This is a genomic window from Pseudomonas sp. FYR_5 (assembly GCF_043106315.1).
In the GTDB taxonomy this organism is placed as follows: domain Bacteria; phylum Pseudomonadota; class Gammaproteobacteria; order Pseudomonadales; family Pseudomonadaceae; genus Aquipseudomonas; species Aquipseudomonas putida_Y.
This window is the reverse complement of the sequence record NZ_JBICMK010000008.1, coordinates 1-23344: the sequence shown is the minus strand read 5'-3', so window position 1 is coordinate 23344 and position 23344 is coordinate 1. Positions and strand designations below refer to the sequence as shown.

The following is a 23344-nucleotide window of genomic DNA, read 5'->3' as shown; positions in this document are numbered from 1 at the left end:
AAAATGGCCGCCTTTTTCGTGACACCACCTATTCAAGCCCCCTAGGAGATCAGCGATGCCCAGCCGTCGTGAACGTGCCAACGCCATTCGTGCCCTCAGCATGGATGCCGTGCAAAAGGCCAACAGCGGCCACCCAGGTGCCCCCATGGGCATGGCGGATATCGCCGAAGTGCTTTGGCGCGACTACCTGAAGCACAACCCGAGCAACCCGAGTTTCGCCGACCGTGACCGCTTCGTACTGTCCAACGGCCACGGTTCGATGCTGATCTACTCGCTGCTGCACCTGACCGGCTACGACGTCACCATCGATGACATCAAAGGTTTCCGCCAACTGCACAGCCGCACCCCGGGCCATCCGGAATACGGCTACACCCCAGGCGTCGAGACCACCACCGGTCCGCTCGGCCAAGGTATCGCCAACGCCGTGGGCTTCGCCCTGGCCGAAAAAGTGCTGGCTGCCCAGTTCAACCGTGACGGCCACAATATCGTCGACCACAACACCTATGTGTTCCTCGGCGACGGCTGCATGATGGAAGGCATCTCCCATGAAGTCGCCTCGCTGGCCGGCACCCTGGGCCTGAACAAGCTGATCGCCTTCTACGATGACAATGGCATCTCCATCGACGGCGAAGTGCACGGCTGGTTCACCGACAACACCCCGGCGCGCTTCGAAGCCTACAACTGGCAGGTGATCCGCAACGTCGACGGCCATGACGCCGAAGAAATCAAGATGGCCATCGAGACCGCCCGCAAGAGCGATCGCCCGACCCTGATCTGCTGCAAGACCATCATTGGTTTTGGCTCGCCGAACAAGCAGGGCAAGGAAGATTGCCACGGTGCACCGCTGGGCAACGACGAAATCGCCTTGGCCCGTAAAGAACTGAACTGGAACCACGGCCCGTTCGAAATCCCTGCCGACATTTATGCCGAGTGGGATGCCAAGGCCGCTGGCGCCAAGGCCGAAGCCGAGTGGAACCAGCGCTTCGAGGCCTACGCCAAGGCCTACCCGGAGCTGGCTGCCGAGTTCAAGCGCCGTGACAGCGGCGAGCTGCCGGCCGACTTCAGCGAAAAGGCCCAAGCCTACATCAACGAAGTGGCTGCCAAAGGCGAAACCATCGCCAGCCGCAAGGCCAGCCAGAACGCCCTGAACGCCTTTGGCCCGCTGCTGCCGGAGTTCCTCGGTGGTTCGGCGGACCTGGCCGGCTCCAACCTGACCCTGTGGAAAGGTTGCAAGGGCGTCGAAGCCAATGACGCCAGCGGCAACTACGTGTTCTACGGCGTGCGCGAGTTCGGCATGACCGCCATCATGAACGGCGTTGCCCTGCACGGTGGCCTGGTGCCTTACGGCGCGACCTTCCTGATGTTCATGGAATACGCCCGCAACGCCGTGCGCATGTCGGCCCTGATGAAGCAGCGCGTGATCCACGTGTACACCCATGACTCCATCGGTCTGGGCGAAGACGGCCCGACGCACCAGCCGATCGAGCAGCTGACCAGCCTGCGCAGCACGCCAAACCTGGATACTTGGCGCCCAGCCGACGCGGTGGAATCCGCCGTGTCCTGGAAAAACGCCCTGGAGCGCAAGGACGGCCCATCGGCGCTGATCTTCTCGCGCCAGAACCTGCAGCACCAGGACCGCGATGCCCAGCAGATCGCTGACATCAGCCGCGGTGGCTATGTGCTCAAGGACTGCGCCGGTGAGCCCGAACTGATCCTGATCGCCACCGGTTCCGAAGTGGGCCTGGCTGTTCAGGCCTTCGACAAGCTGACCGAGCAAGGCCGCAAGGTGCGCGTGGTTTCCATGCCGTGCACCAGCGTGTTCGATGCCCAGGACGCTGCCTACAAGCAGTCCGTGCTGCCGCTGGAAGTCGGTGCGCGCATCGCCATCGAAGCTGCCCACGCCGACTTCTGGTACAAGTACGTTGGCCTGGAAGGTCGTATCATCGGCATGACCACTTACGGTGAGTCGGCGCCGGCTTCGGCACTGTTCGAAGAGTTTGGCTTCACCCTGGAGAACATCCTCGGTACTGCCGAAGAGCTGCTGGAAGACTGATTTAAAGATCTGCGGGCGGTGTCGCCTTCTATTCGCGGGCAAGCCCGCTCCCACAGAGGTTGCATGAAACCCTGTGGGAGCGGGCTTGCCCGCAAATGCCACACCGCAAACTCCGCAGGCTGACGACAATTGAACTGTCTCGTGAGCCCCGAATGCCCCACCTGCGTCCCTACAAAGTTGCACTCAACGGTTATGGCCGTATCGGCCGCTGTGTCCTGCGCGCGCTGTTCGAGCGGGGGGCAAAGGCCGGCTTCGAGATCGTAGCGCTGAACGATCTGGCCGATCAGGCCAGCCTGGAATACCTGACACGCTTCGACTCCACCCACGGGCGTTTCCCCGGCGAGGTCAAGGTCGACGGCGACTGTCTGCACATCAATGGCGACTGCGTGAAGGTAATGCGCAGTGCCACCCCCGAAGGCATCGACTGGGCTGCGCTGGGCATCGACCTGGTGCTGGAGTGTTCCGGTGCCTATAACACCCGTGCCGATGGCCAGCGTTTCCTCGACGCCGGTGCGCCAAGGGTGCTGTTCTCGCAGCCCATGGCCAGCGAGGCCGACGTTGACGCGACGGTGGTCTACGGCATCAACCAGGCCTGCCTTACCGGCAGCGAGCGCCTGGTGTCCAACGCCTCGTGCACCACCAACTGCGGCGTGCCGCTGCTGCGTGTGCTGGACCAGGCGTTCGGCATCGAATACGTGCAGATCACCACCATCCACTCGGCGATGAACGACCAGCCGGTGATCGATGCCTACCACCACGAAGACCTGCGCCGCACGCGTTCGGCCTTCCAGTCGGTGATCCCCGTGTCCACCGGCCTGGCGCGTGGTATCGAGCGCCTGCTTCCGGAACTTGCCGGGCGAATCCAGGCCAAAGCGGTACGTGTACCGACCGTCAACGTCTCGTGCCTGGACATCACCCTGCAGACCGCCCGCGACACCAGTGCGGCCGAAGTCAACCGAGTGCTGCGCGAGGCCGCGCTGGAAGGCCCGCTCAAAGGCTTGCTGGCCTACACCGAGCTGCCGCACGCCAGCTGTGATTTCAACCATGACCCGCATTCGGCGATCGTCGATGCCAGCCAGACGCGTGTTTCCGGCCCCCGCCTGGTAAACCTGCTGGCCTGGTTCGACAACGAATGGGGTTTTGCCAACCGTATGCTCGACGTTGCCGAACACTTTCTGCACGTCGTTCACCCAACCCGCAACAAACAGCCCTGAAGGACTGCATTCATGACCGTGTTGAAGATGACCGACCTCGACCTGCAAGGTAAGCGCGTACTGATCCGCGAAGACCTCAACGTGCCTGTGAAGGACGGTGTGGTAGCCAGCGACGCACGTATCCTGGCAGCGCTGCCGACCATCAAGCTGGCCCTGGAGAAGGGTGCAGCGGTAATGGTCTGCTCGCACCTGGGCCGCCCGACCGAAGGCGAATTCTCTGCCGAGAACAGCCTCAAGCCGGTCGCCGATTACCTGAGCAAGGCCTTGGGCCGTGACGTGCCGCTGGTTGCCGACTATCTGGACGGTGTCGCGGTACAGGCCGGTGAACTGGTGCTGTTCGAGAATGTGCGCTTCAACAAGGGCGAGAAGAAAAACGCCGACGAGCTGGCGCAGAAGTACGCTGCCCTGTGTGACGTATTCGTCATGGACGCTTTCGGCACTGCACACCGCGCCGAAGGCTCGACCCATGGCGTCGCCAAGTTCGCCAAGGTTGCCGCTGCCGGCCCGCTGCTGGCAGCCGAGCTGGATGCCTTGGGCAAGGCTCTCAAGGCTCCGGCCAAGCCAATGGCGGCCATCGTTGCCGGCTCCAAGGTTTCCACCAAGCTGGACGTGCTGAACAGCCTGAGCAGTGTTTGCGACCAGTTGATCGTTGGTGGCGGTATTGCCAACACCTTCCTGGCCGCTGCTGGCCACCCGGTGGGCAAGTCGCTGTACGAGCCTGACCTGGTCGACACCGCCAAGGCCATTGCCGCCAAGGTCAGCGTGCCGCTGCCAGTCGACGTGGTGGTTGCCAAAGAGTTCGCCGAGAGCGCTGAAGCTACGGTCAAAGCCATTGCCGACGTAGCTGCCGACGACATGATCCTGGACATCGGCCCGCAAACCGCAGCCAACTTCGCCGAGTTGCTGAAGTCGTCGAAAACCATTCTGTGGAACGGTCCGGTGGGCGTGTTCGAATTCGATCAGTTCGGCAACGGCACCAAGGTACTGGCCAAGGCGATCGCCGAGAGCGCTGCGTTCTCCATTGCCGGTGGCGGTGACACCCTGGCAGCCATCGACAAATATGGCGTCAGCAAGGAAATCTCCTACATTTCTACCGGTGGTGGCGCCTTCCTCGAGTTCGTCGAGGGCAAGGTCCTGCCAGCTGTGGCAATCCTGGAAGAGCGGGCCAAGGCCTGATGACGTCGGCGCTTGGCAAAGGGAGTGGCCTGGTGGTCAAGCAATTGTCTGTGATGATGCTGGCCGGTCTGCTGAGCGCTTGCGCGGGCAGCCCGGCCTCGGATGCCGACCCGGCGCGATCGCACAAGGGCGGTTGCTACCAGTCCGAATGGCAGGCCGAGACCGTGCCGGTCATCGGCAAGCGCGTGGGCCCGGAAGGCCTGGAAAAGTACGACGAAGACCACCAGCGCAAGGCGCCGGGTTGCCCTTGATCGGGTAATAGGCAACCTGAACGTTGATTTGTGGTCTTGAAGAAGGGGCCGCTGTGCGGCCCTTCGCGGGCTCGCCCGCTCCCACAGAGACCGAACTGTACCTGTGGGAGCGGGCGAGCCCGCGAAGGGCTGCACAGCAGCCCCAAATCGAGGAAACTGAATGAAAGCGCTTTTGGCCGTGACGGCCCTGGCGACACTGGCAGGATGCTCACTGCTGCAGCCGGCGCAACCCGCCCCGGCAGACAACTGGACCCGTTGGGTCTGCGACACCCAGGCTGAGGTGCTTTGGCGCTTTGCCGATGTGCAACGCGAACAGGTTGACGTGCGCCTTGGCGGCGGCGACCAGGTCTACCGGCTCAAGGCTGAACCGGGTGCCTCAGGCGCGCTGTACAGCGATGGCATGCTGGCCTTCCACACCAAGGGCGAAGAAGGCCTGGTGTACTGGGTGGCAACCAACGATCTGATTGGGCGGGGCTGCAAGGCACCGTGACTGGCCGGGCCGCAAGGGTGGCCCACACTACTTGAACAGCAACCGCCCCTGCGGCAGGCTTGCACGAAACAAACGACGCTTGTCGGGAGAGAGATACACAATGGCACTCATTAGCATGCGCCAGATGCTGGACCACGCCGCCGAGTTCGGCTATGGCGTTCCAGCTTTCAACGTCAACAACCTCGAGCAGATGCGCGCCATCATGGAAGCGGCCGACAAGACCGACTCCCCCGTGATCGTCCAGGCTTCGGCCGGTGCCCGCAAATACGCTGGTGCGCCATTCCTGCGCCACCTGATCCTGGCTGCCATCGAAGAGTTCCCGCACATCCCGGTGTGCATGCACCAGGACCACGGTACCAGCCCTGACGTCTGCCAGCGCTCGATCCAGCTGGGCTTCAGCTCGGTCATGATGGACGGTTCGCTGGGTGAAGACGGCAAGACCCCGACCGACTACGAGTACAACGTCCGCGTTACCCAGCAGACCGTTGCCATGGCTCACGCTTGCGGCGTTTCGGTTGAAGGCGAGCTGGGCTGCCTGGGTTCGCTGGAAACCGGCATGGCCGGTGAAGAAGACGGGATCGGCGCCGAAGGCGTGCTGGATCACAGCCAGATGCTGACCGACCCGGAAGAAGCCGCCGACTTCGTCAAGAAGACCCAGGTCGACGCCCTGGCGATCGCCATCGGTACCAGCCACGGTGCCTACAAGTTCACCAAGCCACCAACCGGTGACGTGCTGGCCATCGATCGCATCAAGGAAATCCACAAGCGCATTCCCAACACCCACCTGGTGATGCACGGTTCGTCCTCGGTACCGCAAGAGTGGCTGGCGATCATCAACCAGTACGGCGGCGACATCAAAGAAACCTACGGTGTACCGGTCGAAGAAATCGTTGAAGGCATCAAGCACGGCGTGCGCAAGGTCAACATCGATACCGACCTGCGTCTGGCGTCCACCGGTGCCATGCGTCGCCTGATGGCGCAGAACCCGAGCGAGTTCGACCCGCGCAAGTTCTTCGGTGAAACCATCAAGGCCATGCGTGACGTGTGCATCGCCCGTTACGAAGCCTTCGGCACCGCTGGCAATGCCTCGAAGATCAAGCCGATCTCCCTGGACGGTATGTTCCAGCGCTACCTGAAAGGTGAGCTGGCCGCCAAGGTCAACTGATCGACTGGTAACCCTGAAAAACCCGCAGCGATGCGGGTTTTTTTATGGGCGATGGATACGTGGACATAAATCAGGCAGACCGACCGTTAGTCGGCTACCGTACAGTTTGGCCATTGATAGCGTTCTGATTGCATTGCGTGTTGCTGCCTCAGGTCTAGAGTACTAATGGATCCAACCGTATTTTGAAGTCGGTCACATAACAGAGAAGCAGCATGGATGGCGCTCACCCTAAACAGCAGCCACTGGATGGCAGCTCAGTTCTTCTGGTGGTAGACGACTACCCCGAGAACCTCATCAGCATGCGGGCCTTGCTGGCCCGGCAGGATTGGCAAGTATTGACGGCAAGCTCTGGGATAGAAGCCTTGAGCGCATTGCTGGAGTACGAAGTCGACCTGGTGTTGATGGATGTACAGATGCCGGAAATGGACGGCTTTGAAGTCGCACGGCTGATGCGCGGCAATCAGCGTACCCGACTGACCCCGATCATTTTCCTCACCGCCAACGAACAGTCCGAAGCGGCCGTGCTCAAAGGCTACGCCAGCGGCGCCGTGGACTACATGTTCAAACCGTTCGACCCGCAAATCCTCAAGCCCAAGGTTCAGGCTCTTCTCGAACAGCAGCGCAACCGGCGCATGCTGCAGCAGCTGAGTCGCGAGCTGGAGGCGGCCAGGGCATTCAATGCGTCCATCCTGGAAAATTCCGCTGAAGGCATTCTGGTGGTTGATGCCAATGGCATTATCAGTTTTGCCAATCCGGCCATTTCCCGTTTGCTGGGGGCGCCGGTGCAACAACTGCAGGGCACCCAATTGCTTGACGTTGTGCATCTGGCCAGTGCCAGCCTATGGCGCGAGTCGGACTTCTACAAGGCCTATCAGGGGCGGCAGATCTTCCGCGTACACGATGCCCAACTGCGTACCCAAGGGGGTGAATCTGTACCGGTGGCGCTGTCCTGTGCGCCGTTGCCGGCCGACCAGCAGGCGATGGTGGTGACCGTGCTGGACATGTCGGTGGTGCGTAACTTGCACCAGCAGCTGGAATACCAGGCCATTACTGACCCGCTCACCGGTCTGCTCAACCGCCGGGGTTTCTACCAGGCTGCTGAAGGTGCTCTGTTACGCAACGAGCGCTCGGCCAAGGCGCAGGCGCTGATGTACATGGACCTGGATGGCTTCAAGCGCATCAACGACTCGCTCGGCCACGACGCGGGCGACCGGGTGTTACGCTGGGTCGCCGAGCAACTCAAGGACTGCCTGGGCAGTGAGGCCTTGCTGGCGCGTATGGGCGGCGATGAGTTCACCGCACTGTTCGACAGCTTGCCCTACCCGGAGCAGGCCGGGCGTTATGCCGAACGGTTGCTCGAGCGTGTTTCCATCAGCCATGAGGTAGATGGGCTCGATGTCTGCCTTGGGGTCAGCATCGGCATTGCCACCTACCCGGACTGCGGCGCCAATGTCGAAGGCCTGCTGCGTTCGGCCGATACAGCGATGTACGCAGCCAAGCAAGCTGGGCGTCAGCAATACCGCTTCTACGACCAGGAGCTCAATGGGCGGGCACGCTCGCGGTTGATGCTCGAAGACAGCGTGCGCGCGGCCATCGAGCAGCAGGACTTTACCTTGGTGTACCAGCCACAGGTAGCTTTCCACGATGGTCGCCTGCGTGGTTTCGAGGCCTTGCTGCGCTGGCAGCACCCCAGCGTTGGCGATGTACCGCCGGGGCTGTTCATCCCGTTGCTGGAAGAAGCGCGGCTGATCAACCGCCTGGCCAGCTGGATCTACCGCCAAGGGGCCGCGCAGCGGCAGGCCTGGTACGACCGGTTTCCGCCGGACCTCGTGCTTGGCATCAGCCTGAGCCGCGCGCAGTTCGTCATGCCTGGCCTGGTCGAAGAACTGCAACGGGTCATCCAGCTCTACCAGCTTGTCCCGACGCAGTTGGAAGTGGAAGTGGCGGAAACCTCGCTGATGTACAACATCGATGCGGCCGTCAAACAGATACACCGCTTGCGTGAGCTGGGCGTGAGGGTGGCCCTGGATGACTTCGGAGCGGGTGACTGTTCGTTGCGCATGCTGCGCGACCTGCCTATCGATACCCTCAAGCTCGATCGTCATCTGGTTGCACGCCTGCCCGATTCGGCGGTAGATGCTGCGTTGGCTCGCAGCGTGATCGGCCTGTGCGCCGACTACCGTATAACGGTGATCGCCGAGGGCGTGGAGACCCCGGCGCAGGCAGCCTGGCTCAAGGCCAATGGTTGCGAATACGTTCAGGGTTTCCTGGTGGCTTATCCGATGACTGCTGCTGACGCCAGCGGCTTCCCGGCAATTTTCTCCTGGCCAGGGCCGTGATTGGCTAGAATCGGTATTCGTTACGCCGAATACAGCGCCATGACCGTACTACGTTACTTGCAAGCCTACCCCCCGCACCTGCAGCAGCAGGTGCGGCAGATGATCGACAGCGACCGCCTGGGTGAATACCTGCAGCGCCGTTACCCTGACCGCCATGACGTGCAAAACGACAAGGCGCTGTATGGCTATGCCCAGGATCTGCGCCAACAGTACCTGCGAAGTGCGCCAAACCTGGACAAGGTGCTGTTCGACAGTCGCCTCGACCTGACGCATCGGGCCCTGGGCTTGAACACGGCGGTATCGCGGGTGCAGGGCGGCAAGCTCAAGGCGAAGAAGGAAATCCGTATTGCCTCACTGTTCAAGGAAGCCGCGCCACAGTTCTTGCGCATGATCGTTGTGCACGAGTTGGCGCACCTGCGCGAGCGAGATCACAACAAGGCGTTCTACCAGCTCTGCCAGCACATGGAGCCGGACTATCACCAACTGGAATTTGACCTGCGCGTCTACCTGACCTACCGGGAGCTGCCGGGCAACCTCTAAGGAACAAGCAGCATGGAAGTAAGCAAGACCAAGAGCAGCTTCTACCGCCGGCTGTACGTGGCCTGGCTGATCGACAGCCAGACGGCGACCAGCGTGCCCGCCCTGATGGAGGCCACTGGCATGCCCCGCCGGACAGCCCAGGACACTATCGCCGCGCTGGCCGACCTGGACATCGTCTGCGAGTTCGAACAGCAGGAAGGCGCACGCAACCACGCCGGGCATTACCGCATTCATGACTGGGGGGCGATCGACAAGCAGTGGATCATCCGTCACCTGCGGCAGATCCGCGAAGTACTGGGCTACCCCTGATCTGAAAAGCCTGCGCGGTGTCAGCTTCGCGGGCAAACCCGCTCCCACGCGGTTGACTCAACCCTTGCGCATTCCGATAGACACGATGCCGTCCACCAGAGACTCCCCGCTCACCACCGCAAACCCATGGCGGGCATAAAAATCCTGCAAATGCGCCTGAGCCGACAGATAAACCGGCACCCCAGGCCAACAATGGTCCGCTGCCTCCAACCCCTTGAGCAGCAAGCTTTCTTCAAGCTTCAAAGTTCGCGCCTGCGGTGATGTCACCAATCGCCCCATCACCACATCCCCACCTTGTGACTGCGGATCCAGCAGGCGCAGGTAGGCTACCAGCTTGTCTTTGTGCCAGGCCATGAGATGCAAGGTATCGCCAGTCAGGTCCTGACCATCGACTTCCTGGTAGGCATGGCGCTGCTCCACCACGAATACTTCAGTGCGTAACTGCAGAATGGCGTAGAGCTGCTCTTTGCCGAGGTCAGTGTGGTGCTTGCACAGCCAGGCGATTGACATTGGCGCGAACTCCTTGGATGGGTCTCGATCATCGCATGCTGCATGTGCTTCGGCCAAAATAGAGGCTAAATGACACTATTGGCCGCTGCCCTCGGCAACAGCTTTGTGTAATCTCACTGCCAGTGTTGCCCTCCATTGCGAAAGGACGTGAGCATGCGGCCACTGCTTTGTGTTCTGGGATTACTGGCAACGATGCTGGCAACACCCGCCCTGAGTCGCGACAAGCTACGCCTGGTGGCTGACAACTGGCCACCGTTCACCGATGCCAGGATGCCGGGCGGCGGCCTTGCGACCAGCATCGTTACCACGGCACTGGCCCGTGCCGGCTACGCCAGCGGTTATGAAGAGGTGCCGTGGGCGCGGGCGTTACTGGGGGTAGGTGAAGGGCGCTATGACGTGCTGATCAATGCCTGGTACAACGACTCGCGCACCAATATAGGGCAATTCTCCAGCGCCTACCTGAGTAATCGTATTCGCCTGCTGCAACGTAAGGGCGAGGCGTTTAGCTACAAGCGTCTGTCTGACCTTTATGCCTACAGCATTGCGGTAGTGCGTGATTACGCCTATTCACCGGAATTCGACGGGGATCCCGGTTTGCACAAAGTGCCGGTGCGCAACTTTTCTTCTGCGGTACGCATGTTGGCGGCTGGGCGGGTAAGCCTGGCGGTGGAAGACGAGTACGTGGCCCGCTACAACCTGCAGCGTGAGCCGCAGGAAGTGCGTGATGGGGTGGTGCTGGTGGACCCGCCGCTGGGGGAGAACACCCTGCATATACTGGTCAGCCTGAAGCACCCGGAGCATAAGCGGATCGTCGAGCGCTTCGAGCAGGCGATAGCGGCGATGAAGGCGGATGGCAGCTATGCCCGGCTGCTGCGTCAGTATGGTTTTTGAGCGCTGCGGCCAGCACAGGCGATAAAACTATCAGGCCGGGGCACCTTCCTTGATCAGGTGTGCCGCCAGGGTCCGCAATGGCCCCAACTGCCGGCATATCAACGCCAATTGCGTCTGCACCAACCGCTGATGCTCATCCAGATCTTCCGGCATCTGCTCCAGGGCATTGGCCAGCGCCTCTTCGGTATCACTGTGAATCGCCACCGGCAGCCGTGCGGCCAGGCCGTTGGCAATCTCGTCCAGGCTGCTGGCCAGGCTTTGCCCGGCGCCTTCGATCAATTGCTCCTGCACCTCCGCCGGCAGAGCCGTGTCGCGGTGCGCGCCTAACCCCGAGAGGTAGCTGAGCAAGGTGTGCGACAGCACCAGGAAGCGAAAGCCAACGTCGGCCTCCTTACGGAAATGCCCCGGCTCCATCAGCATGTTGGCCAAGGTGGTGGACAGCGCCGCATCAGCGTTGTGGGCATTGCGCCGGGCCAGGCGGTAGGCCAGGTCGTCGCGCTTGCCGTGGGCATACTGCTGCATGATCTGGCGCAGGTACACGCTGGCGCAGGCCAGGGTATTGGCCAGCGCCTTGTTCAGCCGTCGGCCCTGCCAGTCAGGCAGGAACAGGAACACCGCGAGGATGGCAATCAGGCTGCCCACCAAGGTATCGAACAGGCGTGGCAGGAACAGGCCGTAGCCATCGCCGATCTGGTTGAAGCAGAACAGCACCATCAGGGTGATCGCGGCAGTGGCCAGGGTGTAGCGGGTGGTGCGGTTGACGAAGAACACCACCCCGGCAACCACGGCGAACAACGACTGGATGACCGGGTTGGGGAAGAGGTCGAACAAGGCCCAGCCCACTGTCAGGCCAACGGCAGTGCCGAAGATCCGCTGCACCAGCTTGCGCCTGGTGGCGCCGTAGTTGGGCTGGCACACGAACAGCGTGGTGAGGATGATCCAGTAGCCCTGGGTCGGGTGAATCAGGTGCACCATGCCATAGCCGATCGACAGTGCCAGCGGCAGGCGCAAGGCATGGCGGAACAACAGCGAGGTCGGTGTGAGCTGAGTGCGCAGGCGCGTCCACACGTCCTTCAGCGAGCGTGGCGAGCGGTCGAGCAGGCTGCTGTCGCTGGCATCGGCCAGGCTGTCCGGGTTGCTGGCGGCACTGAGCAGGCGGTCCAGCGTTGCCAGGTTGGCAGCCAGCGCCCGCAGCGACCGCAGCAGGCCGCGCCAGGCCGGGTTGCTCTGGATGCGCAGGTGCTCCAGCGAGGCGTTGAGGTCCTCGAGGGCTTCTGGATAACCGCTGGCCAGCACGAACGGTTGGCGCAGGCGGATCGAGCGGGCCAGTTCCTGGCAAGATGAACCCTGCTTACGCAACAGGCGCTGGCAGCGGAACATGACGTCGCTGTGGAAAAACGCCTCGGTCAGTGCGTTGTAGGGGTAGTGCGAGGCACTGACACGCTCGTGGATGTCCTGGGCCAGGAAGTACAGCTTGAGGTAGCGGCTCACCTTCGAGTTTGGCTGGCTGTTGCCCACCCGGTGCAGGATGATCTCCTTGGCGGCGTTCAGCGCTGCCACCACCTTGCCGTTCTGCTGGGCCAGTTCCAGGCGCCGGGCCTCGACGTCGAGCGTGCGGATCGGTTCGAACAGGCTGGCCTTGAGCTTGAGGTAGCTGCCCAGCTCGAAGAACAGTTTGGCCAGGCTCTGTTGTACCGGCTGGTTGGAAAACAGCGCCTGCCATAGTACCGACAACAGCCCGTACCAGGCCGCACCTGCCACCAGCAGCAGCGGTTCGTGCCAGAAGTCGGTGACCTGGCCGCCGCGCTGGTCCACGCCGATCATGGTGTAGACCGCAGTGATCAAGGTGGCCGAAGCGATAGCGCCGTAGCGCTCGCCCAGCGCCCCGAGCATGGTCAGGCCAAAGGCGGCCAGGGCCAGGGCAATGACGAAGATCCATGGGTAGGGGAACAGCAATTCGACCGCCAGTGCAGCGATGGCGAAACACACCAGGGTAACGGCCAGGGCGCTGAGGCGGCCCTGCCAGCTGTCGTCGGTTTCGGCCAGGGCGCTGGCGATGATGCCGAGGAACAGGGGAATCAGCAGGGCCATCTCGTTCTGGTACCAGCACAGGGCCAGGCTGCCGGTGAGGGCAATGGTGACCCGGATGCTGTAGCTGAACTTGTCTTGGCCCCACAGGCGACGCAGTGACTGACGGAACGAGCTCGATGACATGATGGCCTGCCAGGCGGTGATCAGAAGAATACCTTTCAGGGCCGGTTATTGGGGCCGCTTCGCGTCCCTTCGCGGGCACGCCCGCTCCCACACGTTCTACAAAGAACCCTGTGGGAGCGGGCGTGCCCGCGAAGGGGCGCGAAGCGGCCCCAATAACGGCTCCAGGCACGGGCCAGCAAGAAGCGTTCCGTGCTGCTGAAAGGATTCTACCCTACACGAACTGCGCTGCGGCGTTCGCCGATGCCCAGGCCCACTGGAAGTTGAAACCGCCCAGGTGGCCGGTGACATCCAGCACTTCACCGATGAAGTACAAACCGGGGCTTTTCAGCGATTCCATGGTCTTGGACGACACCTCGCGGGTATCCACGCCGCCCAGGGTCACTTCGGCGGTGCGGTAGCCTTCGGTGCCGGCCGGCACAACTTGCCAGTTCGCCAGCGTTTCGGCGATTTGCGCCAGTTCTGCCGGAGTGTACTGCTTCATCGGTTTCGACTCGAACCACTGCTCGGCCAGCAGGTTGGCCAGCTTGCGGGTGAACACTTCGCCCAGCACGGTCTTCAGTTCTGCGTTGGCGCGTTCGGCCTGCATCTGTTGCAGCCAGGAAAGCGCATCGCGGTCGGGCAACAGGTTGATCTCGACTGTGTCACCGGCTTCCCAGAACGACGAGATCTGCAGGATCGCCGGGCCGCTCAGGCCGCGGTGCGTGAACAGCAGGTTTTCGCGGAAGCTGGTGCCATTGCAACTGGCGGTGCAGTCCAGCGAGGTGCCGGATAATTCGGTGCACATCGCCTTGAGTTGGGGCTCGGTGATGGTGAATGGCACGAGCCCGGCGCGGGTTGGCAGCAAGGTGTGGCCGAACTGGCGGGCCACCTGGTAGCCGAAACCGGTGGCGCCCAGGGTAGGGATCGAAAGGCCGCCGGTGGCGATGACCAGCGACTGGCAGGCGAACTGGCCGCCGCTGGTCTGCAACAGGTAGCCGCTTTCGGTCTTTTCGATCTGTTCGATACGGGTGTGCATGCGGATCTCGGCACCGGCCTCGTCGCACTCGGCCAGCAGCATGTCGAGGATGTCGCTGGCCTTGTTGTCGCAGAACAGTTGCCCGAGCTTCTTCTCGTGGTAGGCCACGCCATGCTTGCAGACCAGCTCGATGAAATCCCATTGGGTGTAGCGAGCCAGCGCCGACTTGCAGAAGTGCGCATTGTGCGAGAGGAAGTTGGCCGGCTCAGTGTACAGGTTGGTGAAGTTGCAGCGCCCGCCGCCGGACATGAGGATCTTCTTGCCTGGCTTGTTGGCGTGGTCGAGCAGCAGCACCCGGCGGCCACGACGGGCGCTGAGCTGGGCGCACATCAGGCCGGCGGCGCCGGCGCCAAGGATGATCACGTCGGTGGAGTGCACGGTATGAACCTTCAGATTTGAAATGCTGAGCCCTGTGGGAGCGGGTTCACCCGCGAATGCGATGGTGCATTCACTGCCGCATTCGCGGGTAAACCCGCTCCTACAAGGGATTTGCCTGGCTTTAGATAATGCGGACTTTCAGGGCGCGGCCCTTGATCTTGCCGCTGTTCAGCCGCTGCATGGCCTGCTTGGCCAACGCCCGCTCCACGGCCACAAACGCCTGGAAGTCGAAGATGGCAATCTTGCCCACCTGCTTGCCCGGAATGCCGGCATCACCGGTCAAGGCCCCCAGGATGTCGCCAGGGCGCAGCTTGTCCTTGCGGCCAGCGGCAATGCACAGTGTGGTCATCACCGGTAGCAGGGGCTCGCCGCCCTTGTTTTTCAGGCTGTCCAGCTGGTCCCAGCGCAGCGGGCTCTTTTGCAGCGCTTCGATGGCCTGGGCGCGGTGGCCTTCGGCTGGTGCCACCAGGCTGACCGCGACGCCTTTCTCGCCGGCGCGGCCGGTACGGCCCACGCGGTGCACGTGGATTTCCGCATCACGCGCCAGCTCCACGTTGATGACCATGTCCAGGCCATCGATGTCCAGGCCGCGGGCGGCCACGTCGGTAGCCACCAGCACCGAGCTGCTGCGGTTGGCGAACATGGTCAGCACCTGGTCACGGTCGCGCTGCTCCAGGTCGCCGTGCAGGGCCTGGGCGACGATGCCCTTGGCGGTCAGGTGGGCAACCACGTCCTCGCATTGCTGCTTGGTGAAACAGAACGCTACGCACGACTGCGGGCGGTAGTGGCCGAGCACTCGGGTGACGGCTTCCAGGCGTTGCTGCGGGTCAATCTCGATGAAACGCTGCTCGATCTGGTTGTCAGTGTGCAGGCTCTCGACCTTGACCTGCTGCGGGTTGCGCATGAAATCGGCGGCCAGTTGCTTGATGCCGGCCGGGTAGGTGGCCGAGAACAGCAGGGTCTGGCGGCGCGACGGAGTCTTGCCGATGATGCTGGCGATGGCGTCGAAGAAGCCCATGTCGAGCATGCGGTCGGCTTCGTCCAGTACCAGGGTGTTCAACCCGTCCAGTACAAGGGTGCCTTTGTCCAGGTGCTGCTGGATGCGCCCTGGGGTGCCGACGATGATGTGCGCGCCGTGCTCCAGCGAAGCGATCTGTGGGCCCAGCGAAACGCCGCCGCACAGGGTCAGGATCTTGATGTTGTCCTCGGCACGGGCCAGGCGGCGCAGCTCCTTGGCCACCTGGTCGGCGAGCTCGCGGGTAGGGCAGAGCACCAACGCCTGGCAGCCGAAGTAGCGCGGGTTGATCGGGTTGAGCAGGCCGATGCCGAAGGCGGCGGTCTTGCCGCTACCGGTCTTGGCCTGGGCGATCAGGTCCTGGCCTTTGAGGATGACAGGCAGGCTCTGGGCCTGGATAGGCGTCATCGACGCATAGCCGAGGGCGTCCAGGTTGGCCAGCATGGCAGTGGACAGCGGCAAGGTGGCAAAGGCGGTGGATTCGGTGGTCACGAGGCGGGCCTGCGTTGCGAAGCGAAAAATGCCGCACAGTCTACCAGCCTCGTGGCCATTCGCCCTACGATTCCATGTGTTGTTCCGGACGACGGGCACGCCTTCCGTCCGTCGGCGCCAGTTGCAGGAAGATCGCCGCCGCCAGCATGGCCATTACACCGATGGTGACGAAGGTCAGCTGGAACGCGCCCAGGGTGGTTTCCACGCCCTCGGCGCTGCCTGCCGCAGTAAAGCCGCCCAACAGTGCGCCGGCGCAAGCCACGCCCAGGCTCAGCGACAGTTGCGCGACCACCGACAGCAGGCTGTTACCGCTGCTGGCGCTGGCATCGTCGAGATCGATGAGCGTCACTGTGTTCATCGCAGTGAACTGCATGGAATTCACTGCGCCCAGTAGGCCGAGTTGCACCAACAGCAGCCAATAAGGGGTCTGCTCGTCCACCAGGCCCAGGCTTGCCAGCAGGATGCCCAGCAGCAAGGTATTACCGGTGAGAATGATGCGATATCCGAACCGTTCGATCAGCGGCCGGGCAATGGACTTGGCCAGCATGGCCGCCACCGCCAGCGGGATCATGCTCATGCCTGCCTGAGCGGGTGAGTAGCCCAGTGCGACCTGCAGCAGCAACGGCACCAGAAAGGGCAGAGCGCCGCTGCCCAGGCGGGCGAACAGGTTGCCGAGGATGCCGATGGCGAAGGTGCGCACGCGGAACAGGCTGGGCGAGAACAGTGGCTCCGGGTCGCGCCCGGCTCGCAGCCAGTACGCGGCCAGGCAGGCCATGCCGGCGAACAGCAGCAACATTACCCGCAAGTGCGGCAGGTGCAGCTCGCCCAGGCCTTCCATGGCAATGGTGATCAGTACCATCGCTGCGCCGAACAGCAGGAAACCAGGGCCGTCGAAGGTGGTGCGCTCGGCACCGCGCAAGTCCGGGATGAACTTCCACACGGCAATGCAGCCAAGCAGGCCGACTGGCAGGTTGAGCAGGAAGATCCAGTGCCAGCTGAGGATTTCCACCAGCCAGCCACCGACCGTTGGGCCCAGCAATGGCCCGAGCAGACCGGGGATGGTGATGAAACTCATGATCCGCACCAGCTCGCTGCGTGGGTAGGCGCGCAGCACCACCAGCCGCCCGACCGGCAGCATCAGCGCACCACCCAGGCCCTGCACTACGCGGGCGAAGATCAGGAAGCCAAGGCTGTTGGCTGCGGCGCACAGCAGCGAGCCAAAGCTGAACAGCAAGATGGCGCTGAAGAAGATGCGCTTGGTGCCGAAACGGTCGGCGATCCAGCCTGAGGCAGGGATCAGCAGGGCCACGGTGAGCATGTAGGCAATGATCACACCCTGCATGCGCAAAGGGTCTTCGGCCAACGAGCGGGCCATGGCCGGCAGCGCAGTGTTGAGGATGGTGCCGTCCAGGGACTGCATGAAGAAAGCGATGGCCACCACCCAAGGGATCCAGCGGGCAGTGACGGGGTCCAGCGGGGTGCGTTCGGGCATGACGTCCTCGTTTGTCAGTGCCGGCCCTTTCGCGGCTAAAGCCGCTACAAGGTTTACGAGCGGCTTTAGCCGCGAAAGGGCCGGCAAGTCCAGTCACAATGTCAGGGTCAGGCCTTTGACCAGTGCCCCGGGCAAATGACTCGACCCGGTACTGCGCTGTCCATAAGTACTGGTCGACAGAATCATCTCGCGCTCCTGGGTCAGGTCCTCCAACTGGCTACCCAGCAAGCTGTACAGGCTGTCATCGAAGCGCATGGTGCTCACCGGCCCCTGGATCTGCCCGTCTTCTACCCAGAAAGTGGCGAAGCGGGTCAGCCCGGTCATGCGCGCCGCTGGCAGGTCCGAGTAGTTCAGGTACCACAGGTTGCTGATGTACAGCCCGGTGCCTAGACGCTCAAGGATCTGCGCACTGGCCAGATTGCCCGGCGCCAGGCTGAGCGCACAGGGCGATTCGTAGCCGTCGGCGCCATTGGCCTGCAGCTCGAACTCGGCCGCGCTGCGCGCACTGATCAACCGCTGCCGGGCTTCACCTTGCTGGATCAGCGGCACATCCAGGCGCGGTGCACCTTCATCGGAAAATGCCGGGCTAAGCGAGCCGCTGACCTGCTCGGTAAAACTCACCAGCGGGCTAAGCCGAGCATCGCCATTGTACAGGCGCTGCAGGGCACTGTTTCCAGTGGCCAGGGCTTGCGCGGAAAAGCCGCCCCAGCACAGCATGCCGGCGATTTCGTCCATGGCCGCGGGTGCCAGGTAGGCACGGTAGGTGCCGGGCTTGAGGGTAACTGCCGGGCGATCGAGGAAGCCCAACTGCTCTCGTGCTTGGCGCAGGCGTGCGGTGAAGTCGTCGGCACTCCAGACCTGGCCGGCATAGTTGGCCTTCACCGCCTGGCCATTATCGTGGAACAGGCTCCAGTCGACGTTGAAACTGTTGGCCTGGTGCCAGCCGAAGGCGCCGAACGAGCTGGCGAAGCCACGGCAGACCGGGCCTGCGGCATAAATGCCGACCAGGTCCAGGTCGCCTGCTTCACGCTCGAGCAGGGGCAGTACTTCGTTCAGTGCGGGCAGGGGGTGTTCCTGCAGGCTATGGCTGTGCCAGGCATTTTCGTCCAGGCGCAGGTAAGGGTCGAGGGCAAGCAGCGGCAAGGTCTGGCGCAACTGCTCGAGCGCAACGTTCAGACGCTGGCGATCCAGTTGTGCGTCGCCACTCAAGGTCACCTGTTGTTCCGCCTGGCGCCCATCGCGCACCAGTCGCAGTTGCGCACAGGCCTGGCTGACTTCGCCGGCCTGGCGCACCTTGGCATGGTTGAAACGCACGAACTGCGATTGCTCGGCACTGTAGCCGAGGGTGAACTGCTCGCCAGCCTGAAGGGCGGCGTGCACGTCCCCTACCAGGTTTTCGAAAGCGTGCTTCATCAGGCGTCTCCTCCGAATACATCGATCTGGCGGAACACGCAGGCCGGTGAGGCGTGGCCCACGCGCACCACCTGGTTGGGTTCGCCCTTGCCGCAGTTGGGCGTGCCCAGCACCTGGAAGGTACTGCGGTCGCCGACCGCCGACAGGTTGCGCCAGAACTGCGCGGAGATACCACGGTAGTTGGGGTTCTTGACGATGCCCTTGAGCTGGCCGTTCTCGATCAACTGGCCCCATTCGCAGCCGAACTGGAACTTGTTGCGCGCATCGTCGATGGACCAGGAACGATTGGTACGCATCAGGATGCCATGCTCGATGCCTCCGATCAGCTGCTCGAAAGACTGGTCGCCCGGCTCGATGTTGAGGTTGGCCATGCGGTCGATCGGTGCCCGGTTCCAGCCGCAGGCGCGGCTGTTGGCCACGCCGTCCAGGCCAGAACGGAACTGAGACAGCGCGCCACCCAGCGGGCGCAGCAGCAGGCCGTCGCGTATCAGGAACGCTTTGCTGGCCGGGGTGCCGTCGTCGTCATGACTGTAGCTGGCCAGCTCTTCGCCAATGGTCGGGTCGAAGGTCACGTTCAGCAAGCTGGAGCCGTACTGCAGATGGCCGAAGTCGCTGGCTTTGACAAAACTGGTGCCGGCGTAGTTGCGCTCGTCGCCGAGAATGCGGTCCATCTCCAGCGGGTGGCCGATGGATTCGTGAATCTGCAGCATCATCTGGTCCGGCATCAATAGCAGGTCGCGTGGGCCGCTGGGGGTGTTCGGTGCCAGCAGCAGTTGCAGCGCTTCATCGGCCACCCTGCTGGCCGCGCCGATCAGCCCACAGCGCTCGATGATCTCGAAACCACCCTGCTGGCCGAAGTTGTCGCGGCCCAGGGTGCGGCTCTGGCTGTCCTGGCCATCGCTGGCCGTTACGCCAAGGCCCGGGAACAGGAAGCGCTGGGCATGGCGCAGCTCGGCGCCGGCCGAGTTGAGGTAGGTTTGCTCGACCAGGCTCAGCCCCAGGCTGGCCTGCCAGTCCACCAGGCGGCTGTCCCTGGGCACGCTGGCCGATTCGGCGGCGAGCAGGCCAAGGCAGTCGGCGAGGCTGGGCAAGGGTTGGTCGAAGTTGGGCGAAACATGGTCGTGGCGTGCGCTGGTCACCGGTTGTTCGCGCAGGTCCAGCAGGCTGTGCCGGCCGATCTGCTGCGCCAGCGCCTCGGCTTGCTCAAGGGCGCGCTGCAGGCCAGCCTGGGACAGGTCGGCGGTGGCAGCATAGGCCTCCACGCCATTGACCCGCACGGTGAGCATGGCGCCCTCATCCTGGCTGAAGAAGGGTGGTTCGGCGACGTTGCGGCGAACCGAAAGCGCCTGGTGTGACTGTTTTACATGGCGCAGGGAAAACAACTCGGCCGTACTGCGCAGCGCGGCAAAGCGCTGGCGCAGCAGGGCGCTGGAATCGAACATGCGGATGCCTCCGTGTACACGGTGGCTCCCCCTAGAACCACCCGTCTTGCATGCCGAGGCAGGTATCGTCGTGTGCCTCGAGCAATGCCAGGTCATTATGGCAGCCCGGTACTTCCCAGGTCAGGAAATAACGTGCGGCTTGCAGCTTGCCAAGGTAGAAGTCGCGATCAGCAGCGGTTCCCTTGAGCAGGCCAAGCTCGGCGTGAACCGCCTGCTCCAGCCAGCGCCAGCCGATCACGCAGTGGCCGAAGGCCTTGAGGTACAAGGCAGAGTTGGCCAGGGCGCCAGCGACTTTGCCTTGGGCCAGGTCGCCGAGCAGGGCCAGGGTGACGCCTTGCAGGCGGTTGACCAACTGCTCCAGCGGCTGGCGCAGCAGGTCCAGGTTGGGGTGATGGCTGGCGCGCTCGCCGGTGGCGGCGATCAGGCGGATCAGTTGCTTGAGGCCGGCACCATTGTGCTGTGCCAGCTTGCGGCCGAGCAAATCGAGCGACTGGATACCCTCGGTACCTTCGTGGATCGGGTTCAGGCGGTTGTCGCGGTAGTACTGCTCAACCGGGTATTCGCGGGTGTAGCCATGGCCGCCAAGAATCTGGATCGCCAGTTCGTTGGCCTTGAGGCAGAACGCCGAGGGCCAGGATTTGACGATCGGGGTCAGTAGGTCGAGCAGGTCTTGCGCCAGTTTGCGGGCGTTTTCGTCCGCGGCCGTATGGGTGTCGTCGAACAGGCGCGCGGCGTACAGGCCAAGGTCAAAGGCGCCTTCGACGTAAGCTTTCTGGGCCAGCAGCATACGTTTTACATCCGTGTGCTCGATGATCGGTACCGCCGGGCTGTGTGGGTCCTTGTTGTCCGGCAGCCGGCCCTGCGGCCGCTGGCGAGCGTATTCCAGGGAGTAGAGGTAGCCGGCGTAACCCAGCATCACCGCGCCCATGCCTACGCCTATCCGCGCCTCGTTCATCATCTGGAACATGCAGGCCAGGCCTTGGTGTGGCTGGCCGACCAGATAGCCGACGCACTGGCCATTGTCGCCGAAGTTCAGCGCGGTCGAGGTGGTGCCGCGCCAGCCCATCTTGTGGAACAGTCCGGCCAGCAGCACATCGTTGCGCGGGCCGCGGCTGCCGTCCGGGTTGACGTGGTACTTGGGCACGATGAACAGCGAGATGCCCTTAACGCCGGGCGGGGCGTCCGGAAGCTTGGCCAGCACCATGTGCACGATGTTTTCCGACAGTTCGTGGTCGCCGCCGGAAATGAATATCTTGTTGCCTTTGAGCCGGTAGCTGCCGTCGCCGGCTGGTTCGGCGCGGGTGCGGATGTCGGCCAGCGAAGAGCCGGCGTGGGGTTCGGTCAGCGCCATGGTGCCGAAATAGCGGCCTTCGATCATCGGTTGCAGGAACAGACGTTTCTGTTCATCGGAGCCGAAGCTCTCGATCAGGTTGGCCGCGCCCATGGTCAGGAATGGGTAGGCCGTGGTGCCCGCGTTGGCGGCCTGGAAGTGTGCGAAGCAGGCTTGCGAGATCAGGCTGGGCAGCTGCATGCCACCCACTTCGAAATCACGGTTGGCATTGAGGAAGCCGGCTTCGAGGAAGGCATCGACGGCGGGCTTCACCTCGGGAATCAGCTCGGCGCGGCCGTCCACATAGCGTGGTTCGTTTTCGTCGGCCTTGCGGTTGTGCGGGGCGAAATACTTTTCGGCGATGGTACGCGCGGTGGTCAGCGCCGCATCGAAGGTTTCACGGCTGTGCTCGGCGAAGCGCGGGCGCTGAGTGAGGGCTTCGGCGTCGAGGACTTCGTAGAGCGCGAAGGCGAGGTTGCGGGGGCTGAGCAAGGTCTCGGGCATGGTGGCGGTCCTGAGGCGGGATGCTGCGAGTGTAGGAGTGTGTTAGGACTGGGGACAGGTTAATAGGTTTGCGTGATATGGGTTGAGAACGCCGGGAAACCTGCCGTTTTTTGGTGAAACCAACGCCAGATCAGGTCGTGTAATGCCTGTCCGGGACAATACAGAGACGTTTCCCACGAGCCAGATCGTAATTGGACTGCTGCGGATCGTATGTCAGTTGGCCTTGAATGTGCGTTTTGGTGTTCACAAGGAAACGTTTCAGATGAGTGATGCCCACAACGCTGACTTGGCTGAGGCCAACGGCAATCAGGTTCCCTTCTTCGTAGTCTCACCCATGAAATTTGGCGTAATGACTTTCTTTACCTTGGGCTTCTACTGGGTTTATTGCTTCTATCAAAGTTGGAGTCTGCATAGAGAGAAAACGGGAGAGCGCGTAAGTCCGTTCTGGCGAAGTGCTTTTGCAGTGTTCTTCATCTATCCATTATTGAGAAGGGCAAATAACCATATTCGCGACTCAGGTAAAACCTATCCGTGGTCCATCCTGGGGCTCACTCTGGGCTATTACGTTTTTTGCGTTATCTGGGTGGTTGCTAGCGTCGTGTTGGAAGGCCAGTTGTGGCCAGCCTATTTTGCGGGCTTAGTCATTCAGGCCGCTTGGCTGATCATTCTGGTGTCCATGCAGAAGGGCATCAATTTCTGTGCGGGTGACAAAGAAGGGAAGGCCAACAGCCGGTTCACGCTGGCCAATTGGCTTTGGATGCTGCTGGGTATTGCGCTCATGGCAGCGCAGCTGTTTGCTTTGATTGTGCTTTCACGAATGGTTTGAGCAATTTTGGCCGGAGCTCTGTATGAGTGGAGCTCCGGACAGTCCCCGATCCGCCCCGCGCTTCCACTTTCCGTGAAGACAATTCGATGCTGGGGTAGAAGCCTGCTGCAAAGTTTTTTGATATGTCTGGACTGGCCCTTTCGCGGGTAAACCCGCTCCTACAGCGGCCTGTGTCCAACCCCCGGTGTGTGTCCACCACCGTGGTAGGAGCGGGTTTACCCGCGAATACGGTAGCGGCGGCAACGGTGAACGGCGGGTGGAGATTGGCCAGCAGGGCCGGCCCTT

The 23344-nt window shown here is 62.6% G+C and carries 19 protein-coding genes; 11 read left to right on the top strand and 8 right to left on the bottom strand.

All coding sequences use genetic code 11. The features are described from left to right. Window positions 1-55: 55 nt before the first annotated feature. The 9 genes from tkt (at window position 56) to ACF8RA_RS00665 (ending at window position 9537) form a co-directional block, all read left to right on the top strand. Window positions 56-2053, top strand: a complete 1998-nt coding sequence (gene tkt / locus ACF8RA_RS00705) for a transketolase (protein ID WP_176683086.1) — start codon at window positions 56-58, stop codon at window positions 2051-2053. 152 nt (window positions 2054-2205) lie between these two features. Continuing rightward, on the top strand, window positions 2206-3267 hold the full coding sequence (gene epd, locus ACF8RA_RS00700) for an erythrose-4-phosphate dehydrogenase (RefSeq protein ID WP_012274524.1): 1062 nt from the start codon (window positions 2206-2208) through the stop codon (window positions 3265-3267). Window positions 3268-3279: 12 nt separating this feature from the next. Further along, window positions 3280-4443 (top strand): phosphoglycerate kinase, encoded by a 1164-nt coding sequence (locus ACF8RA_RS00695; protein WP_176683087.1) that lies wholly within the window; start codon window positions 3280-3282, stop codon window positions 4441-4443. Continuing rightward, the gene (locus tag ACF8RA_RS00690) at window positions 4443-4694 is read left to right on the top strand and encodes a hypothetical protein (RefSeq protein ID WP_392461420.1); all 252 of its coding nucleotides are present in this window, start codon (window positions 4443-4445) and stop codon (window positions 4692-4694) included. The genes ACF8RA_RS00695 and ACF8RA_RS00690 overlap by 1 nt, the downstream gene beginning before the upstream one ends. A 160-nt stretch (window positions 4695-4854) precedes the next feature. Continuing rightward, entirely contained in the window at window positions 4855-5184 is a 330-nt protein-coding gene (locus ACF8RA_RS00685; protein ID WP_176683089.1) for an MliC family protein, read from the top strand. Window positions 5185-5284: 100 nt separating this feature from the next. Continuing rightward, on the top strand, window positions 5285-6349 hold the full coding sequence (gene fba, locus ACF8RA_RS00680; RefSeq protein WP_392518678.1) for a class II fructose-bisphosphate aldolase: 1065 nt from the start codon (window positions 5285-5287) through the stop codon (window positions 6347-6349). 212 nt (window positions 6350-6561) lie between these two features. After that, window positions 6562-8688, top strand: a complete 2127-nt coding sequence (locus tag ACF8RA_RS00675) for a putative bifunctional diguanylate cyclase/phosphodiesterase (protein ID WP_392461418.1) — start codon at window positions 6562-6564, stop codon at window positions 8686-8688. A gap of 39 nt (window positions 8689-8727) precedes the next feature. Then, entirely contained in the window at window positions 8728-9228 is a 501-nt protein-coding gene (locus ACF8RA_RS00670) for a M48 family metallopeptidase (RefSeq protein ID WP_176683255.1), read from the top strand. 12 nt (window positions 9229-9240) lie between these two features. Then, on the top strand, window positions 9241-9537 hold the full coding sequence (locus ACF8RA_RS00665; protein ID WP_003249396.1) for a helix-turn-helix domain-containing protein: 297 nt from the start codon (window positions 9241-9243) through the stop codon (window positions 9535-9537). A 57-nt stretch (window positions 9538-9594) separates the two neighbouring features. On the opposite strand, the gene ACF8RA_RS00660 is transcribed toward ACF8RA_RS00665, so the two are convergent. After that, window positions 9595-10047 carry a GNAT family N-acetyltransferase gene (locus tag ACF8RA_RS00660; RefSeq protein WP_176683092.1) on the bottom strand — a complete coding sequence of 151 codons (453 nt, stop codon included), beginning with the start codon at window positions 10045-10047 and terminating at the stop codon, window positions 9595-9597. 153 nt (window positions 10048-10200) lie between these two features. Here ACF8RA_RS00660 and ACF8RA_RS00655 point away from each other — a divergent pair, with 153 nt between their 5' ends. Beyond that, the gene (locus tag ACF8RA_RS00655) at window positions 10201-10938 is read left to right on the top strand and encodes an ABC transporter substrate-binding protein (protein ID WP_176683093.1); all 738 of its coding nucleotides are present in this window, start codon (window positions 10201-10203) and stop codon (window positions 10936-10938) included. 30 nt (window positions 10939-10968) lie between these two features. Here the strand turns inward: ACF8RA_RS00655 and yccS are convergent, their stop codons facing one another. The 7 genes from yccS to ACF8RA_RS00620 form a co-directional block, all read right to left on the bottom strand. Beyond that, on the bottom strand, window positions 10969-13152 hold the full coding sequence (gene yccS, locus ACF8RA_RS00650) for a YccS family putative transporter (protein WP_176683094.1): 2184 nt from the start codon (window positions 13150-13152) through the stop codon (window positions 10969-10971). A gap of 211 nt (window positions 13153-13363) precedes the next feature. After that, window positions 13364-14545, bottom strand: coding sequence for an NAD(P)/FAD-dependent oxidoreductase (locus ACF8RA_RS00645; RefSeq protein WP_176683095.1), 1182 nt, complete (start codon window positions 14543-14545; stop codon window positions 13364-13366). A gap of 121 nt (window positions 14546-14666) precedes the next feature. Next, window positions 14667-16004 (bottom strand): ATP-dependent RNA helicase DbpA, encoded by a 1338-nt coding sequence (gene dbpA, locus ACF8RA_RS00640; RefSeq protein ID WP_245355303.1) that lies wholly within the window; start codon window positions 16002-16004, stop codon window positions 14667-14669. Window positions 16005-16116: 112 nt separating this feature from the next. Next, window positions 16117-17544 carry a multidrug transporter subunit MdtD gene (mdtD, locus tag ACF8RA_RS00635; protein WP_176683097.1) on the bottom strand — a complete coding sequence of 476 codons (1428 nt, stop codon included), beginning with the start codon at window positions 17542-17544 and terminating at the stop codon, window positions 16117-16119. Window positions 17545-17637: 93 nt separating this feature from the next. Next, a complete protein-coding gene (locus ACF8RA_RS00630; RefSeq protein ID WP_176683098.1) occupies window positions 17638-18957 on the bottom strand; it encodes a TldD/PmbA family protein in 1320 nt (439 codons plus the stop codon). Beyond that, window positions 18957-20399 carry a TldD/PmbA family protein gene (locus ACF8RA_RS00625; RefSeq protein WP_392487975.1) on the bottom strand — a complete coding sequence of 481 codons (1443 nt, stop codon included), beginning with the start codon at window positions 20397-20399 and terminating at the stop codon, window positions 18957-18959. The genes ACF8RA_RS00630 and ACF8RA_RS00625 overlap by 1 nt, the downstream gene beginning before the upstream one ends. Before the next feature lie 31 nt (window positions 20400-20430). Further along, entirely contained in the window at window positions 20431-22233 is a 1803-nt protein-coding gene (locus ACF8RA_RS00620) for an acyl-CoA dehydrogenase (RefSeq protein ID WP_392461412.1), read from the bottom strand. 142 nt (window positions 22234-22375) lie between these two features. Between ACF8RA_RS00620 and ACF8RA_RS00615 the strand changes: the two genes are divergently transcribed. Beyond that, window positions 22376-23059, top strand: a complete 684-nt coding sequence (locus ACF8RA_RS00615) for a hypothetical protein (RefSeq protein ID WP_176683101.1) — start codon at window positions 22376-22378, stop codon at window positions 23057-23059. Window positions 23060-23344: the final 285 nt, after the last annotated feature.